Consider the following 17,006-nt stretch of genomic DNA (forward strand, 5'->3'; position numbering starts at 1 on the left):
GGTTAGTGGAACCGTGAACGATTTCGGGGTACACGCGGTGGACGTGGTGGTCGTCGGCGCCGGGCAGGCGGGCCTCTCCGCCGCCTACCACCTGCGGCGCACGGGCTTCGAGCCCGACCGGGACTTCGTGGTCCTCGACCACGCCCCGCGACCGGGCGGCGCCTGGCAGTTCCGGTGGCCCTCGCTCACGTACGGCAAGGTCCACGGCATGCACGCGCTGCCCGGCAAGGAACTGACCGGAGCGGACCCCGCCCGGCCCTCCTCCGAGGTGATCGGCGGCTACTTCGCCGACTACGAGGAGACCTTCGGGCTGCGGGTGCACCGCCCGGTGGAGGTGTCGGCGGTCCGTGAGGGCGAGGACGGGCGGCTGCGCGTCGAGACCTCCGAGGGCGTGTACGTCACCCGCGCGCTGATCAACGCGACCGGCACCTGGGACCGCCCCTTCTGGCCCCGCTACCAGGGCCAGGAGACCTTCCTGGGCCGCCAGCTGCACACCGCCCGGTACCCCGGGCCCGAGTCCTTCGCCGGGCAGCGGGTGATCGTGGTCGGCGGCGGCGCCTCCGGCACCCAGCACCTGATGGAGATCGCCGAGGTCGCCGCGGAGACGACCTGGGTCACCCGCCGCGAGCCCGTCTACCGCGAGGGCCCGTTCGGCGAGGTCGAGGGCCGGGCGGCGGTCGCCCTCGTCGAGGACCGGGTGCGGCGCGGACTGCCCCCGCAGAGCGTCGTGTCGGTCACCGGCCTCCCCCTGAACGACGCCATCCGCTCCGCCCGCGCGCGCGGCGTCCTGGACCGCCTGCCCATGTTCGACCGGATCACCCCGCCCGGGGTGGCCTGGGACGACGGGCGGACGGTCGAGGCGGACGTGATCCTGTGGGCGACCGGCTTCCGCGCCGCGATCGACCATCTGGCGCCGCTGCGGCTGCGCGAGCCGGGCGGCGGCATCCGGATCGAGGGCACCAGGGCGGTGCGCGACGAGCGCGTCCACCTGGTCGGCTACGGCCCCTCGGCCTCGACCATCGGCGCCAACCGCGCCGGGCGGGCGGCGGTGGACGAGATCCGCCGGCTCCTCAGGGGCGCCCCGCAGCCCGTCGCCGCTCGTTGAACTCGGCCACGTTGGCCTGGTGTTCGGCGTAGCTCGCGGTGAAGCGGGTGTCGCCCGGCTTCACGGTCACGAAGTAGAGCCAGTCGCCGTCGGCCGGGGCGATCGCCGCCGCCATCGCCGCGTCGCCCGGGTTCCCGATGGGCGACGGGGGCAGGCCCCGGCGCTCGTAGGTGTTGTACGGGCTGTCGATGCGGGTGTCCTGGTGGCTGGTGTCCACGGTGTCTCGCCCCAGGGCGTAGTTGATCGTGGAGTCCATCTGGAGCGCCATGCCCTGGCCGAGCCGGTTGTAGACGACCCGCGCCACCTTCGCCATGTCCCCGGCGCTGTCGGCCTCGGCCTGCACGATGCTCGCGATGATCACGGTCTGGTGGACGCTCATCCCGTGCCGCCGGGCGCCTTCGGTGACGTGCTCGCCGCCGAAGCGCCGGCCCGCCGTGTCGACCATGTAGCGGAGCAGGCCCTGCGGGGTCGTGGCCTTCACCACCGGGTAGGTGGCGGGGAACAGATAGCCCTCCGGGTTGCCCCCGGCCGCGGGCGGCAGGGCCAGACCGGCGGCCGGCGCCTGGGCGGTCCTGCGGGTCGTGCCCTGCGGCAGGCCGAGCGAGCGGTCGACGGCCGCGTACACCTCTCCGGCCCGCCAGCCCTCCGGGATGAGCAGGGTGCGCTGCTTCTCGGGCACGGGCCGCTCCTCCCCGCCGAGCAGCAGCGGCACCGTGACCGCCGCGGCGACGGTGACGGCGATGACGGCGCCCAGGAGGAGCGCGCGGCGCCCGCGCCGGGTCAGGCGGGTGCGGCGGCGACGGCGCTCGGGCTGCCAGGACCGGTACGTCATGGGCGCACGCTAACCCGGTGCGCCCGCGAATCCGGGGAGCGCCGGACACGCGGCGGCGCCGCCGGTCCCCTGGGACGGGAGGCCGACGGCGCCGCTTTCCTGCCGGGCGTGAGGGTCAGACGAGCCAGCCCAGGAAGTGGAGGACGCCGGCGAGCAGGTTGGTGATGATGTTCATGGTGGTGCTTCTCCTCGTACAGAGCTTTCTGTGGGACTGCGCGGTCGCGGTCTGCAGCCCGTCGTTCGCGCTCGGTAATCATCCGACGCCGTACGGGAGTTGAGCAACGAAAACCGGCACGATCACACGTTCTGGGGAACAACCGCTCCCACGTTCGTGTGTTCGTCCCTGCGCACCAGTGCCGCGTACCGCCCGTCCCGGGCGAGGAGTTCCTCGTGGGTGCCGCGCTCGGCGATCCGTCCGGCCTCCAGCACGACGATCTGGTCGGCGTCGCGGACGGTGGAGAGCCGGTGCGCGATGGTGATCGTGGTGCGGCCGGCCGAGAGGGAGTCGATGGCCTGCTGGACCGCGTGCTCGGTGCGGGTGTCGAGGGCGCTGGTCGCCTCGTCGAGGATGAGCACGGGCGGGTCGCGCAGGATGGTGCGGGCGATGGCGAGGCGCTGCTTCTCGCCGCCGGAGAAGCGGTAGCCGCGCTCGCCGACGAGGGTGTCGTAGCCGTCGGGCAGCGAGGCGATGTGGTCGTGGATCTGGGCGGCGCGCGCGGCGGCCTCGATCTCCTCGTCGGTGGCGTCGGGCTTGGCGAAGCGCAGGTTGTCCGCGACGGAGGCGTGGAAGAGGTAGGTCTCCTGGGAGACCACGCCGACGGCCCGGGCGAGGGTGTCGAAGCCGAGGTCGCGCACGTCGGTGCCGTCGAGGGTGACGCGGCCCTCGGTGACGTCGTAGAGCCGGGGCACCAGATAGCTGAGGGTGGACTTGCCGGAGCCGGTCGGGCCGACGACGGCGAGGCTGCCGCCGGCGGGGACCGTGAGGTCGATGCCGTCGAGGGTGGGGCGGCCCTCGCCCTCGGGGTCGTAGCGGAAGCCGACCTTCTCGAAGACGACCTCGCCACGGACGTGGGCCCGGGCGGACGGGCTCGGCGGGCTCGGTGATCTCGACGGGCAGGTCGAGGTACTCGAAGATCCGCTGGAAGAGGGCGAGCGAGGTCTGCATCTGCACGCCGGTCGACAGCAGGCTCACGGCGGGCCGGAACAGGCCCTGCTGGAGGGAGACGAAGGCGACGAGCGTGCCGAGGGAGACGGCGGGGCCGCCGGCCTGGAGGGCGAGGCCCGCGGCCCAGTAGATCAGCGCCGGCATGGCGGCCATCACGATGCCGATGGTGGACATGCGCCACCGCCCGGCCATGGAGGAGCGCACTTCCAGGTCGACGAGGCGCTCGGACTCCTCGGCGAAGGAGCGGGTGAGGGAGTCGGCGCGGCCCATGGTGCGGCCGAGCAGGATGCCGCTGACCGAGAGGGACTCGGTGACGGTCGCCGCCATCGCGGCCATCTGCTTCTGCCGGTGCGTGGTGATGCGCTTGCGCTCGCGCCCGACCCGGCGGCTGATCCAGACGAAGACCGGCAGCAGGAGCAGGGAGACGAGGGTGAGCCGCCAGTCGAGCGCCAGCATGGCGACGACGGTGGCGACGACGGCGGTGAGGTTGGAGACGAGGGAGGTGGCGGTCGAGGTGACCGTCGCCTGCATGCCGCCGATGTCGTTGGCGATCCGGGACTGGACCTCGCCGGTGCGGGTGCGCGTGAAGAAGGCCAGCGGCATCCGCTGGAGCTGGGCGTAGACCGCGGTGCGCAGGTCGTGCATGACGCGCTGGCCGACGGTGGTGGAGATCAGGGTCTGGAGCACGCCGAAGACCCCGGAGACCACGGCGGTCACGATCATGCCGAGGGCGAGCAGGCTGAGCAGCCCGGTGCGCCCCTGGGGGATCGCGGTGTCCAGGATCTCCTTCAGGAGGAAGGGCGAGGCGATGGAGACCAGGGACGACGCGCCGACCAGCAGGCCGACGACGGCGAGGCGGCCCCGGTAGGGGCGGAAGAGCCGCAGGATGCGCCGCAGCTGCGCGGGCTCCTCGGGGCGGCCGGATTCACGGGAGGGAGGCGTCCAGGTGGACTCGTCGTGCGGATGCATGGGCTCCTACGAGGGTTCGATGACGATGAGGGAAGGCGCCAGGGAGGTGCCAGGCAACTCCATCGGAGCATAGCTCATTGTTACCTATACTCACAATGAACATGGTCCTGATAGTATTCCCCGCATGAGCACCTCCGATCGCACCCCCGATCGCGCCCCCGACCCCGACGGCCTCCTCGCCGAGCAGCTGCTCCGCCTGACCCGCCGGCTTCAGCGCGCGCACAAGGGGTACATGGAGCCGGTCGGCATCACCCCCGCCCAGTTCCGGCTGCTGCGGACGGTCGCGCACTACGAGGAGCCGCCGCGGATGGCGGATCTCGCGGCCCGGCTCGAAGTGGTCCCCCGGGCCGTGACCAGCCTCGTCGACGGCCTGGAGGCGTCCGGCCGGGTGCGCAGGGTGCCCGACCCGAGCAATCGCCGGGTCGTGCGGATCGAGCTCACCGACGCCGGACGCGACACGCTGAGGGAGCTGCGCAGCGCGCGCCGTGCCGCCGCAGAGGAGATGCTGGCCCCACTGACCGTCGAACAGCGCGAGGTGCTCGGAGGTCTGCTGTCCGCTCTGGTCGACCGCGGTCCGGGGCGCGCCTGCTGAGACCGGGGCACGGCCTCGCCGGAGGGGAGCCCTGGCCATGCCCGTACTGGAGCCGAACCCGCAGACCCTGCGAGCCGGTACGCCGCGACGGGCGGCGCCCGACCGGGTGCCGGACCTCCAGGCCCGTGGCACCCCCAAGCACCTGCGGGAGGAGCTGACCGCCGTCCTCGGCCCGGGCAAGGTGCTGTCCACCGTCTCGGACCTGGTGCGGTACGCCTCCGACGCGAGCCCCTACCGGTTCGTCCCGCAGGTCGTGGTGGTGGCCGAGGACATCGACGACGTGTCCGCCGTCCTCTCGTACGCGCACGGCAAGGGCCGCGAGGTGGTGTTCCGGGCGGCCGGGACCAGCCTCAACGGGCAGGCGCAGGGCGAGGACATCCTGGTCGACGTGCGCCGCCACTGGGCGGGCGTCGAGGTCCTGGACGGCGGCGCCCGGGCCCGGATCCGGCCCGGCACGACGGTCGTCCGGGCCAACGCGGCGCTGGCGCCGTACGGCAGGGTGCTCGGCCCCGACCCGGCCAGCGCGATCGCCTGCACGATCGGCGGCGTGGTCGCCAACAACGCCTCCGGGATGACCGCGGGGACGACCCGGAACTCGTACCGGACGCTCGCCTCGCTCACCTTCGTGCTGCCGAGCGGCACCGTCGTCGACACCGCCGACCCGGCCGCCGACGCGGAGCTGGCCCGGGCGGAGCCGCGGCTCTGCGCGGGGCTGCTCGCCCTGAAGGCGGACATCGAGGCGGACCCGGAGCTCACCGCGCGGATCCGCGCCAAGTACGCGATCAAGAACACCAACGGCTACCGGCTCGACGCCTTCCTCGACGCGGACACCCCGGTCGGGATCCTGCGCGGTCTGATGGTGGGCTCCGAGGGCACCTTCGGGTTCATCTCCGAGGTCGTCTTCGACACCCTGCCGCTGGACCGGAAGGTCAGCACGGCGCTGCTCTTCTTCCCGTCCCTGCCGGCCGCCGCGGCGGCCGTGCCCCTCTTCAACGACGCGGGCGCCCTGGCCGTCGAGCTGATGGACGGCAACACCCTGCGCGCCTCGGTGAAGGTGCCCGGGGTGCCGGCCGACTGGGCGGAGCTGCCCAAGGAGACGGCCGCGCTCCTGGTGGAGTTCCGCGCGCCGGACGAGGCCGGGCAGGAGGCGTACGAGGAGGCGGCTGCCCGGGTCATGGGCCGGCTCGACCTGGTCGCCCCGGTCGGCTCCGTGACCAACGCCTTCACCCGGGACGCCGGCACGATCTCCGGCTACTGGAAGGCCCGCAAGGCGTTCGTGACGGCGGTCGGCGGTGCGCGCCCCTCGGGCACGACGCTGATCACGGAGGACTTCGCGGTGCCGCCCGCCCGGCTCGCCGAGGCCTGCGCCGAACTCCTCGAACTCCAGGGCAGGCACGGCTTCGACGCCGCCGTCGCCGGTCACGCCGCCCACGGCAACCTGCACTTCCTGCTCGCCTTCGACGCCGGCGACCCCGCCGACGTCGAGCGGTACGCGGGCTTCATGGACGACTTCTGCAAGCTGACCGTGGAGCGCTTCGACGGCTCCCTGAAGGCCGAGCACGCCACCGGCCGCAACATCGCGCCCTTCCTGGAGCTGGAGTGGGGGCCCAAGGCGACGGAACTGATGTGGCGGACCAAGGAGGTCATCGACCCCGACGGGGTCCTCGCCCCCCGGATCGTCCTGGACCGCGACCCGCAGGCCCATCTGCGCGGCCTGAAGACCATTCCTACGGTGGAGCCGATCGCCGACCCGTGCATCGAGTGCGGCTTCTGCGAACCCACCTGCCCCAGCCACGACCTGACGACCACCCCGCGCCAACGGATCGTGCTGCGGCGGGAGATGATGCGCCAGGCGGACGGCTCCCCGGTCGAGACCAGCCTTCTGGCGTCGTACGGGTACGACGCCGTCGACACCTGCGCGGGCGACTCCACCTGCAAGCTGGCCTGCCCGGTCGGGATCGACACGGGCGCCCTGATGAAGGAGTTCCGGCACGAGCGGCACTCCGCGCGCGAGGAGCGGATCGCCGCGCTCGCCGCGTCGGACTTCCGCGCCGTGGAGGCCGCGGCCCGGCTGGCGGTGCGGGCCGCCGAGCGGATCGGGGACCGGCTGCTCGGCACCGTGACGGGGCTCGCGCGCAAGGCGGTGCGGCCCGATCTCGTACCGGAGTGGCTGCCCGAGATCCCGGGCGCCGCCCCCCGCCGGCTCCCCCGCACCCACCGGCCGGCCGCCGTCGCCGTCTACTACCCGGCGTGTGTGAACCGGATCTTCGGCAACCCCGAGGGGCACCGGGGCCCGTCGCTGCCCGAGGCGGTGGTGGCGCTCTCGGCCCGGGCCGGGCGGCCGGTGTGGATCCCCGACGACGTCGCGGGCACGTGCTGCGCGACGATCTGGCACTCCAAGGGCTACGAGCGCGGCAACGAGGTGATGGCCAACCGGATCGTCGAGGCGGCCTGGGGCTGGACGGCCGGCGGGCGCCTTCCGCTGGTCGTGGACGCCTCGTCGTGCACGCTCGGCATCGCGCACGAGGTGGTGCCGTATCTCACCGACGACAACCGGGAGTTGCACGCCGAGCTGACCGTGCTCGACTCGCTGGTGTGGGCGGCGGACGAGCTGCTGCCACGGCTCGACGTGCGCCACCGCGTCGGCTCCGCCGTCGTGCATCCGACCTGCTCCATGCGCCACCTGGGTGACGAGGACCGGCTGACGGCGCTCGCCGGGGCGTGCGCGGAGGAGGTCGTCGTCCCCCAGGACGCGGGCTGCTGCGCCTTCGCGGGCGACCGGGGCATGCTGCATCCGGAGCTGACCGCGTCGGCGACGGCGAAGGAGGCGGCGGAGGTGACGGCCCGGCCGTTCGACGCGCATCTGTCGGCGAACCGGATGTGCGAGATCGGCATGGACCGGGCCACCGGTCGCAGCTACCACTCCGCCCTGCTGGAGCTGGAACGCGCCACCCGGCCGTGACCGGGACGCCGTGCGCCGCAGGGGCGGGGGGTGCCCGTCCCTGCGGCGAGAGGCTCCGCGTCAGCGGCTACCGCGGCGGGGTGCCGTCGTCACGGCCCAGTTGGTCCTTCAGCTTGTCCTGGGCCGTGTCGACCTGACCGCTGTACTTCCCCTGGGTCTTCTCGTCGACGAAGTCACCGGCCTTGTCGACACCCTGGCCGGCCTTGTCCTCGTGACCCTTCAGCATCTGCTTGAGCTTGTCCATCACGCTCATCCGAGCCTCCTTGGCGGGCTGTGCTCCTGTCCAGCATCACCGCTCACCGCCAGGACCGCATCCGCTCAGCAGCGCCGCAGGTCCTCCACCAGGGTCCCCTGCACGGTCTTCAGGGAGCGGTCGTAGCAGCCCCCCGAGCCGTACAGGCGGTAGCGCTCGGCGCTGGTGCCGACCGCGTGCCGCTGCTCGCGCGGGACGCCGAGGGTGAAGGCGGCGTCGCCGGTGTACGTGTCGTCGAGCCGGGACCAGGACAGGCGCCGGCCGTCGCGGACGACGTCGACGGAGGAACGGTCGCCGACGGTGAGGACGGTCCGCAGGCGGTTGTCGGTGCCCACGGTGATCTCGCCGTCCATGGTGTACGCGCGGTGGGTGCGGGTCGCGGTCCGGCCGACGGTCACCGTCTCGTCGTCGGTCCAGGAGGCGGTGAGCGCGTCCGGGTTCTCGTCGGCGCCCCAGCGGTGCGTGGAGCGGTGGTCGACGGTGCGGGTGACGGTGGTGGAGACCCGGCCGTGCGAGGTGTTCAGGTGCCCGGCGACGGTGAGCGTGTGTCCGCCGGTGGTGTCCAGGCGGTCCGGCGAACCGGGCGTGTGGACGGAGGAGTTGCGCGGGGTGCCGGACTCGTGCCGGTCGAGGGCGCCGGTGACGACCGTGCTGCCCTCATCCTGCCAGAGGAGCACGTTGGCGGGGACGCTCCAGCCGGACTGGCCGGCCGGGACACCGGCCACGCCGACCTCGACGCGGTGGGCGCGCCCGTCGTTGAGGACGGCCGCGAAGGGGGTGAGGTCGTAGACGACCGGCTGCACGTCGAAGGCGCGCGGCGCGGGGGTCACGTACCAGAGGAAGGGGTTGGACCAGCCGCCGGTCCAGACGTGCGGGAAGGGGGCCGCGATGCCGGCGAGGCGCCCGTCGACGGAGATCTGCACCTCGCGGTACGGCCCGTCGGTGGCCTTGCAGGAGTAGGGCGCGGCGTCGGGGACGGTGAGGTACCAGAACTCCTCGCAGCCGCCGCCCGAGCCGGTGGCGTACACCTCGGCCAGGATCCGCTCGGTGTTGCGCGGGGTGGTGAGCGTGGCGCCGGTGAGCGGCAGGACCCGGTCGGGGGTGCCGGCGGCGGGCCTCACCTTGCCCTGGGCGGTGTGGAAGGTGAGCGTGACGCGGACGTCGATGACGCCGGTGTAGGTGTCGTTGACGACGTTGCCGATGAGCATCTCGACCGGCTGGGGGCGGCTGAGGGTGTCGCGGTAGCGGGTGACGTCCTTCTCGACCGCCCAGGTGATGCCGTCGGGCGAGGGCTCGGGGGTGGAGGTGCGGAGGATCTCGACGCCGCCGACGGACAGGTGCCCGAGCCGGTCGTACTGGCGCCCCTTCACCTTGCCTTCGAGACGCAGGACCACCTTGTTCCAGCGGGTGCCGCACTCCTTGGGCGGGGTGTAACTCCCCTGGTACGGGGTGAAGTCGCGGAACTGGGCCTCGGCGAGGGTCACTTCGCAGCTGCGGGTGCCGGGGGTGGCGACCGGCGGCGCGGCGGTGAGCGGGTCGTGCCAGTCCGTGGTGAACTCGGCCGGCGGGGTCGGGGCCTGGTCCGCGTGCGCCGTGGGGGCGGCGAGCAGCAGTCCGGCGGCCAGGGTGAGGCCGCCGATCATGCTCATGATCTTCCGTTGTCTCATGGGTCGTGAGTGAAGCGTGTGCTTCCGGACGGGGTCCAGAGGGCGTGGGCCCGGCTTGGCCGGATCTGTGTCCGGTTGCCAGAAAATCGATTGCCGGGAGAGGCCCCGCCGAGTGAGCCTGGATCGGTTCGAGACATCACGGGACCGGTCCGGTCGACTGGTCGAAAGCCCTGGGACATCATGCAGATTCGCGATCTACCGTACGCCGACCCAGGGGTCCCGGACATCCGCTCAGGCGGCAGGTTCCTCCTCTGGCTCGGCCGCAGACAGCTCGGCGCGCAGGTGAAATGCCTGCTGTGGGGGCTGCTGTTCCAGCTCGGCATCGCCGGTCTGCCGATCGGCGTGGGCGTCGCCGTGCAGGCGGTCGTGGACCGCGACGGCGGCCGACTGGCGCTGGGTGTGGGGCTCCTCGTCCTACTCGGCGTGGCGATCGCCGCCGGTGACACGATGGCCCACCGGGTCGCCGTCACCAACTGGATCACCGCCGCCGCCCGCGTCCAGCAGCTGCTCTCCCGCAAGACCGCCGAGCTCGGCGCCGTGCTCACCCGGCGGGTCGCGGCCGGCGAGGTCGTGGCCGTGTCCACCGGCGACGTCGAGAAGATCGGCTGGTTCGTCGAGGCCGCCTCCCGCTTCGCGGCCGCCGCCGTCACGCTGGTCGTGGTCTGCGTCGGGCTCGTGCTCTACCAGCCGGACCTCGGCGCGGTCGTGGCCCTGGGCATCCCCGTCCTCGCGCTCGCCGCGCTGCCGCTGCTCCCCCGCGCCACCCGCCGGGCGGACGCGCAGCGCGAGAAGGCGGGCCGGGCCACCGAGCTGGCCTCCGACACCGTCGCCGGACTGCGGGTGCTGCGCGGCATCGGCGGCGAGGAGCTGTTCCTCGGCCGCTACCGGGCCGCCTCCCAGGAGGTGCGCGAGGCCGCCGTGCACAGCGCCCGGATGTGGGCGCTGATCGCCGCCGTCCAGGTGCTGCTGCCCGGACTGCTGCTGCTCACCGTCGTGGTGTACGGCGCGCGGCTGGCGCTCGACGGGCGCGTCTCGGTGGGCGAACTGGTCACCGTCTACGGCGCGGTGGCGCTCACCCACCATCCGTTGCGCAACTTCGAGGAGATCGCGATGGCGTACTCCTTCTCCCGCCCCTCCGCCAAGCGCGCCGCCCGGGTGCTCTCCCTCGCCCGCACGACGCCCGGCCGCCCCGAGGCCGACGGCGCCGAACCCGGCCGGGAGCTGCCCGCCGGCGACCTGTACGACCCGGTCACCGGGGTGCTCGCCCCCACCGGCCGGTTCACGGCCGTGGTGTGCGGCGACCCGGACGCGGCCGGACGGCTCGCGGACCGGCTCGGCGGACACCCGCCGGAGCCGGGCGAGGACCACGCCTCGGTGCTGCTCGGCGGCGTCGCCCTGGACGAGCTGACGCTCGACGCCGCCCGTACGGCCGTCCTCGTCCAGGACAAGGACCCGGTGCTGCTGTCGGGCACCCTGCGGGAGCTGCTCGACGTGCCGTCCTCCGGGGCGGTCGCGGCGCGGGCGGCGCTGGACGCGGCCCAGTGCGGGGACGTCCTCGACGCCCTCGCCCAGGCCTCCGTCGACACCGGGGGCGACCCGATGCGCACCCGGATCACCGAGCGCGGCCGGTCGCTCTCCGGCGGCCAGCGCCAGCGGCTGGCCCTGGCCCGCTCCCTGGTCACCGACCCGGAGGTGCTGGTCCTGGACGAGCCGACCTCGGCGGTGGACTCCCACACCGAGTCCCGGGTGGCCGCCGGGATCAAGCGGCTGCGCACGGGCCGTACGACGGTGGTGCTGGCCTCCTCGCCGCTGCTGCTCGACCTCGCCGACCGGGTGGTCCTGGTCCACGAGGGCGCGGCGGTCGCGGTCGGCACCCACCGTGAGCTGCTCGCGACCGAGCCCCGCTACCGGGCCGTCGTCACACGCGAACCCGACGAACCCGCCGGGCACGCCGGGCAGGCCGGGCGCGACGGGGACGACGAGCCGGGCCCGCTCGCCAAGCTGGACGAAGAGCTGCAAGAAGAGCTGCGAGATGAGCTGGAAGGAGAGTCGGCATGATCGGCCTGGCTCCCCCGGAGTACGACCCGGCGGCACCCCGCTCGGCGACGACGCTGCCGGTGGGCGGCGGCGCGACGGTGCGGGCGTACGTCCGGGACCTGCTGCGCCGCCACCGCGGGGCCTTCGCCCTGCTCGTCGGTGTGAACACGGTCGCGGTGCTCGCCTCGATGGCCGGTCCCTATCTGCTCGGCTCGGTCGTCGAGCGGCTGACGGACGGCGCCCGTGAGCTGCATCTGGAGCGTACGGCGGCCCTGTTCGCCGTCGCGTTGCTGATCCAGACGGTGTTCACCCGGCTGGTGCGGCTGCGCGGGGCGATGCTCGGCGAGGAGATGCTGGCCGATCTGCGCGAGGACTTCCTGGTGCGTTCGGTCGCTCTGCCGCCGGGCGTCCTGGAGCGGGCCGGGACGGGCGATCTGCTCTCCCGGATCACCACCGACGTCGACCGGCTCGCCAACGCGATGCGCGAGGCGGTGCCGCAGCTCGTCGTCGGCGTGGTGTGGGCGGGGCTGCTGATCGGCGGCCTCGCGGTGACCGCCCCGCCGCTGGCGCTCGCGCTGGTGTGCGCGGCGCCGCTGCTGATCGTGGGCTGCCGCTGGTACTTCCGCCGGGCCCCCGCGGCGTACCGCTCGGAGGCCGCCGGGTACGCGGCGGTGGCCGCGGCGCTCGCGGAGACCGTGGACGCGGGCCGCACGGTCGAGGCGCACCGGCTCGGCGGGCGCCGGATCGAGCTGTCGGACCGGCGGATCGGCGCATGGACCCGATGGGAGCGGTACACCCTTTATCTGCGCTCGGTGCTCTTCCCGGTCGTCGACCTGACGCACACCGTGGTGATCGCCGCCGTGCTGCTGATCGGCGGGGTGTGCGTCCTCCAGGGCTGGATGGACGTGGGCCAACTGACGACCGGGGCGCTGCTCGCGCAGATGCTGGTCGACCCGATCGGGATCATCCTGCGCTGGTACGACGAGCTCCAGGTCGCCCAGGTGTCGCTGGGCCGGCTCGTGGGCGTCCGGGAGATCGAGCCGGAGGCGGGCGACGGGTCGGTGCGCCCCGAGGGGCGGACGGTCCGCGCCGACGAGGTGCGGTTCGGCTATCGCGAGGGTGTGGACGTGCTGCACCAGGTGTCGATGGACGTCGCCCCGGGCACCCGGCTCGCCCTGGTCGGGCCGTCGGGGGCGGGCAAGTCGACGCTCGGGCGGCTGCTCGCGGGTATCTACGCCCCGCGGTCCGGCTCGGTCACCCTCGGCTCGGCCGAGCTGGCCCGGATGCCCGCCGAGCGGGTCCGCGAGCATGTGGCCCTGGTCAACCAGGAGCACCACGTCTTCGTCGGCTCGCTCCGCGACAACCTGCTGCTCGCGCGGGCGGGCGCCGGGGACGCCGAGCTGTGGGAGGCGCTCGGCGCGGTGGACGCCGACGGCTGGGCGCGGGCCCTCGACGCGGGCCTCGACACCGAGGTCGGCTCGGGCGGTCTGGCCCTCACCCCGTCCCAGGCCCAGCAGGTGGCGCTGGCCCGGCTCGTCCTCGCCGACCCGCACACGCTGGTCCTGGACGAGGCGACCTCGCTGCTCGACCCGCGGGCGGCTCGCCACCTGGAGCGCTCGCTGGCCAAGGTCCTGGAGGGCCGAACGGTCGTCGCCATCGCGCACCGGCTGCACACGGCGCACGACGCCGACCTGATCGCGGTGGTCGAGGGCGGCCGGATCAGCGAGCTGGGCAGCCATGACGAGCTGGTGGCGGCGGACGGGGCGTACGCGGCCCTGTGGCGCTCCTGGCACGGGTAGGCGGTCACGCGGATACGAGGAAGGGGCCGCCCCGGTCGGACCGGGGCGGCCCCTTCCTCGTACGACACCGGTCCGGGGAACGGCCGGCGGAACGGCTCCGGCAAGCGGAACGGCCGGCGAACGGCTCCAGCGAGCGGAACGGCTACAGGAAGCCGAGCGCCGAGGCCCCGCCGACGCCACCGAGCACCATGAAGGCCGGCATGAGGACCTTCAGCTCGACCCAGCTGCCCGCGCGGAAGCGCAGGGCCTTCGGCGGGCCGATGGGGTACCAGCGCTTGCGGCCCACCGGGATCGGCCACAGGATCGGGCAGCCGGAGACGGTCAGGGCGTCGCCGATGTCGTGGACGAGGGCGCCGAGGACGATCGGCAGGCCGAGCCACAGGTACTCCTGGCCGGGCTCGGTGAACAGCCAGCCGGCACCGTTCCCGGGCTGGTCGAGGACGCCGGCGAGGATCCAGGCGCTGGTGGCGCCGAGCAGCCACACCAGGATGTCGCTGGACATCCGGGCGGCCCGCCACAGCAGGCCCTCGACCGCGAGCACCAGGTGCACGAAGAGGATCGCCAGGACCGCCCAGCGGCCGCCGGTGACCGCGGCCACGGAGCAGCCCGCCCCTATCAGGACCGCCCACAGCCAGGTGTGGGTGAGGGTGCGGTGGCCGCCGGACCTGCGCGGGTCGGCGGTGGAGCGGGTGGCCTTGTAGACGGCGTACGACAGCTTGTCGACGATCTCGCAGAGGCCCCGGGAGACGGGGCCGAAGGCGCGCGAGATGGTGGCCGACTTGTGGTCCAGGTCGGGGGCGAGGGCCGCGCCCGCGCAGATGAGCGCGCCGACGACGAGAACAGGCCACGGCATCGGGTGGCCGAACGCCGCCGCGGCCGCCCCGACCCCCAGCCAGGCCGCTGCTCCGGACAGCGAGTGCGCCGGTCCCATCATGGTCGTACCCGCCCCGTTTCCGCGTACGCCGGCGCCCAGTTGACGCACGGTCGGACGACCGGTCGCGCGACCGGTCGACGGGCCAGCCTATCCTCCGTGATCTTCGTACCGGTGGCCGGTTCCCTCATCCGGGCGGAATCCAGGCAAGATGGGGGCGTGACCCTTATCGATCAGCTCCCGCCGACCGCCGACCCCGACGCCCTTTTCGAGGCTTTCTCCTCATGGGCGGAGGGCCAGGGCATCACGCTCTACCCGGCTCAGGAGGAGGCGCTGATCGAGGTGGTCTCCGGGGCGAACGTGATCCTCTCCACCCCGACCGGCTCGGGAAAGTCGCTGGTCGCGGCGGGTGCGCACTTCACGGCCCTCGCCAATGACCAGGTGACGTTCTACACGGCGCCGATCAAGGCGCTGGTGTCGGAGAAGTTCTTCGACCTGTGCAAGATCTTCGGCACCGAGAACGTCGGCATGCTGACCGGCGACGCCTCCGTGAACGCCGACGCCCCCGTCATCTGCTGCACGGCCGAGGTGCTCGCCTCGATCGCGCTGCGCGACGGCAAGGACGCGGACATCGGCCAGGTCGTGATGGACGAGTTCCACTTCTACGCCGAGCAGGACCGCGGCTGGGCCTGGCAGATCCCGATCCTCGAACTGCCGCAGGCCCAGTTCATCCTGATGTCCGCGACCCTCGGCGACATGTCGATGTTCGAGAAGGACCTGACCCGGCGGACCGGGCGGCCGACCTCGGTGGTCCGCTCGGCGACGCGGCCCGTGCCGCTGTCGTACGAGTACCGGCTGACCCCCATCACCGACACGATCACCGAGCTCCTGGAGACCAGGCAGGCGCCCGTCTACATCGTGCACTTCACCCAGGCGCAGGCGGTGGAGCGGGCGCAGTCGCTGATGAGCATCAACATGTGCTCGCGCGAGGAGAAGGACAAGATCGCCGAGCTGATCGGCAACTTCCGCTTCACCACCAAGTTCGGCCAGAACCTCTCGCGCTACGTGCGGCACGGCATCGGCGTGCACCACGCGGGCATGCTGCCCAAGTACCGGCGGCTGGTCGAGAAGCTGGCGCAGGCCGGTCTGCTGAAGGTGATCTGCGGGACGGACACCCTCGGCGTGGGCGTCAACGTGCCCATCCGCACGGTGCTGTTCACGGCGCTGACGAAGTACGACGGCAACCGGGTGCGGACGCTGCGCGCGCGGGAGTTCCACCAGATCGCGGGCCGGGCCGGGCGGGCGGGCTTCGACACGGCGGGCTTCGTGGTCGCGCAGGCGCCCGAGCACGTCATCGAGAACGAGAAGGCGCTCGCCAAGGCGGGCGACGACCCGAAGAAGCGCCGCAAGGTGGTCCGCAAGAAGGCCCCCGAGGGCTTCGTCGCCTGGAGCGACACCACCTTCGAGAAGCTGATCGACTCCGAGCCGGAGCCGCTGACCTCCCGGTTCAAGGTCACCAACATCATGCTGCTGTCCGTGATCGCCCGGCCGGGCGACGCCTTCCAGGCGATGCGCAAGCTGCTGGAGGACAACCACGAGCCGCGCCGCAACCAGCTGCGGCACATCCGCCGGGCCATCGCGATCTACCGCTCGCTGCTCGACGGCGGCGTGGTGGAGCAGCTGGACACCCCGGACGCCGAGGGCCGCCGGATCCGGCTCACGGTCGACCTCCAGCAGGACTTCGCGCTGAACCAGCCGCTGTCGACCTTCGCGCTGGCCGCGTTCGACCTGCTGGACCCGGAATCCCCCTCGTACGCCCTGGACATGGTCTCGGTGGTCGAGTCGACCCTCGACGACCCGCGCCAGATCCTCGCCGCCATGCAGAACAAGGCGCGCGGCGAGGCGGTCGGGCAGATGAAGGCGGACGGCGTCGAGTACGAGGAGCGCATGGAGCGGCTCCAGGACATCTCGTACCCGAAGCCGCTGGAGGAGCTGCTCTGGCACGCGTACGACGTCTACCGGAAGTCGCACCCGTGGGTCGGCGACCACCCGGTCTCGCCGAAGTCCGTCATCCGTGACATGTACGAACGGGCGATGTCCTTCACCGAGTTCACCTCCTGGTACGAGTTGGCGCGGACCGAGGGCATCGTGCTGCGCTACCTCGCGAGCGCGTACAAGGCCCTGGACCACACGATCCCGGACGACCTGAAGACCGAGGACCTCCAGGACCTGATCGAGTGGCTCGGCGAGATGGTGCGCCAGGTGGACTCCTCGCTCCTCGACGAGTGGGAGCAGCTGGCCAACCCGGAGGTCGAGACCGCCGAGCAGGCGCAGGAGAAGGCCGACCAGGTCAAGCCGGTCACGGCGAACGCCCGCGCCTTCCGGGTCCTGGTGCGCAACGCGATGTTCCGCCGGGTGGAGCTGGCGGCCCTGGACAACGTGAACGCGCTCGGCGAGCTGGACGGCGAGTCCGGCTGGGACGCCGACGCGTGGGGCGAGGCGATGGACGGGTACTGGGACGAGTACGAGGACCTGGGCACCGGCCCGGACGCGCGCGGCCCGAAGCTGCTCGCCATCGAGGAGGACGCGGAGCACGGCCTGTGGCGCGTCCGCCAGACCTTCGCCGACCCGAACGGCGACCATGACTGGGGCATCAGCGCGGAGGTGGACCTGGCGGCCTCGGACGAGGAGGGCCGGGCGGTCGTGCGGGTGACCTCGGTCGGACAGCTGTAGACACTCCCGAAGGAGCATGAG

The 17,006-nt window shown here is 73.0% G+C and carries 10 protein-coding genes and 1 pseudogene; 6 read left to right on the forward strand and 5 right to left on the reverse strand.

Annotated features, from left to right (window positions below):
* Positions 1-13 precede the first annotated feature (13 nt).
* The gene (locus ACZ3ZE_RS14220) at positions 14-1,105 is read left to right on the forward strand and encodes an NAD(P)-binding domain-containing protein (RefSeq protein ID WP_467259184.1); all 1,092 of its coding nucleotides are present in this window, start codon (positions 14-16) and stop codon (positions 1,103-1,105) included.
* On the opposite strand, the gene mltG is transcribed toward ACZ3ZE_RS14220, so the two are convergent.
* Positions 1,071-1,937: an endolytic transglycosylase MltG gene (gene mltG / locus ACZ3ZE_RS14225; RefSeq protein ID WP_363292477.1), complete on the reverse strand. Its 867-nt coding sequence runs from the start codon at positions 1,935-1,937 to the stop codon at positions 1,071-1,073. The two genes, ACZ3ZE_RS14220 and mltG, sit on opposite strands and share 35 nt — an antisense overlap.
* 297 nt (positions 1,938-2,234) lie before the next feature.
* Positions 2,235-4,071 (reverse strand): annotated as a pseudogene (locus ACZ3ZE_RS14230) (ABC transporter ATP-binding protein).
* 124 nt (positions 4,072-4,195) lie between these two features.
* On the opposite strand from ACZ3ZE_RS14230, the gene ACZ3ZE_RS14235 reads away from it, so the two are divergent.
* Positions 4,196-4,663 carry a MarR family winged helix-turn-helix transcriptional regulator gene (locus ACZ3ZE_RS14235; RefSeq protein ID WP_361179100.1) on the forward strand — a complete coding sequence of 156 codons (468 nt, stop codon included), beginning with the start codon at positions 4,196-4,198 and terminating at the stop codon, positions 4,661-4,663.
* A 37-nt stretch (positions 4,664-4,700) separates the two neighbouring features.
* Positions 4,701-7,625 carry an FAD-binding and (Fe-S)-binding domain-containing protein gene (locus tag ACZ3ZE_RS14240; protein WP_361179102.1) on the forward strand — a complete coding sequence of 975 codons (2,925 nt, stop codon included), beginning with the start codon at positions 4,701-4,703 and terminating at the stop codon, positions 7,623-7,625.
* Positions 7,626-7,692: 67 nt separating this feature from the next.
* Here ACZ3ZE_RS14240 and ACZ3ZE_RS14245 read toward each other — a convergent pair whose 3' ends face one another.
* Together ACZ3ZE_RS14245 and ACZ3ZE_RS14250 are read right to left on the reverse strand one after the other, a co-directional pair.
* Positions 7,693-7,878: an antitoxin gene (locus ACZ3ZE_RS14245; RefSeq protein WP_361179104.1), complete on the reverse strand. Its 186-nt coding sequence runs from the start codon at positions 7,876-7,878 to the stop codon at positions 7,693-7,695.
* Between the two features lie 65 nt (positions 7,879-7,943).
* Positions 7,944-9,545: a peptide-N4-asparagine amidase gene (locus ACZ3ZE_RS14250; RefSeq protein ID WP_361627561.1), complete on the reverse strand. Its 1,602-nt coding sequence runs from the start codon at positions 9,543-9,545 to the stop codon at positions 7,944-7,946.
* A gap of 180 nt (positions 9,546-9,725) precedes the next feature.
* Here ACZ3ZE_RS14250 and ACZ3ZE_RS14255 point away from each other — a divergent pair, with 180 nt between their 5' ends.
* Positions 9,726-11,603, forward strand: a complete 1,878-nt coding sequence (locus tag ACZ3ZE_RS14255; protein ID WP_363292473.1) for an ABC transporter ATP-binding protein — start codon at positions 9,726-9,728, stop codon at positions 11,601-11,603.
* Entirely contained in the window at positions 11,600-13,381 is a 1,782-nt protein-coding gene (locus ACZ3ZE_RS14260) for an ABC transporter ATP-binding protein (RefSeq protein ID WP_467259187.1), read from the forward strand. The genes ACZ3ZE_RS14255 and ACZ3ZE_RS14260 overlap by 4 nt, the downstream gene beginning before the upstream one ends.
* Before the next feature lie 142 nt (positions 13,382-13,523).
* Here the strand turns inward: ACZ3ZE_RS14260 and ACZ3ZE_RS14265 are convergent, their stop codons facing one another.
* Positions 13,524-14,315, reverse strand: a complete 792-nt coding sequence (locus tag ACZ3ZE_RS14265; RefSeq protein ID WP_361179112.1) for a metal-dependent hydrolase — start codon at positions 14,313-14,315, stop codon at positions 13,524-13,526.
* A 96-nt stretch (positions 14,316-14,411) separates the two neighbouring features.
* On the opposite strand from ACZ3ZE_RS14265, the gene ACZ3ZE_RS14270 reads away from it, so the two are divergent.
* Complete coding sequence (locus ACZ3ZE_RS14270; protein WP_361179114.1) at positions 14,412-16,985, forward strand: DEAD/DEAH box helicase; 2,574 nt, start codon at positions 14,412-14,414, stop codon at positions 16,983-16,985.
* Positions 16,986-17,006: the final 21 nt, after the last annotated feature.

The organism is Streptomyces sp. NPDC023157, from assembly GCF_055560575.1.

Coding starts and splice junctions, on each gene's coding strand:
- mltG (WP_363292477.1), bottom strand. CDS start 1,937: ATGACGTACCGGTCCTGGCAGCCCGAGCGCCGTCGCCGCCGCACCCGC.
- ACZ3ZE_RS14235 (WP_361179100.1), top strand. CDS start 4,196: ATGAGCACCTCCGATCGCACCCCCGATCGCGCCCCCGACCCCGACGGC.
- ACZ3ZE_RS14240 (WP_361179102.1), top strand. CDS start 4,701: ATGCCCGTACTGGAGCCGAACCCGCAGACCCTGCGAGCCGGTACGCCG.
- ACZ3ZE_RS14245 (WP_361179104.1), bottom strand. CDS start 7,878: ATGAGCGTGATGGACAAGCTCAAGCAGATGCTGAAGGGTCACGAGGAC.
- ACZ3ZE_RS14250 (WP_361627561.1), bottom strand. CDS start 9,545: ATGAGACAACGGAAGATCATGAGCATGATCGGCGGCCTCACCCTGGCC.
- ACZ3ZE_RS14255 (WP_363292473.1), top strand. CDS start 9,726: ATGCAGATTCGCGATCTACCGTACGCCGACCCAGGGGTCCCGGACATC.
- ACZ3ZE_RS14260 (WP_467259187.1), top strand. CDS start 11,600: ATGATCGGCCTGGCTCCCCCGGAGTACGACCCGGCGGCACCCCGCTCG.
- ACZ3ZE_RS14265 (WP_361179112.1), bottom strand. CDS start 14,315: ATGATGGGACCGGCGCACTCGCTGTCCGGAGCAGCGGCCTGGCTGGGG.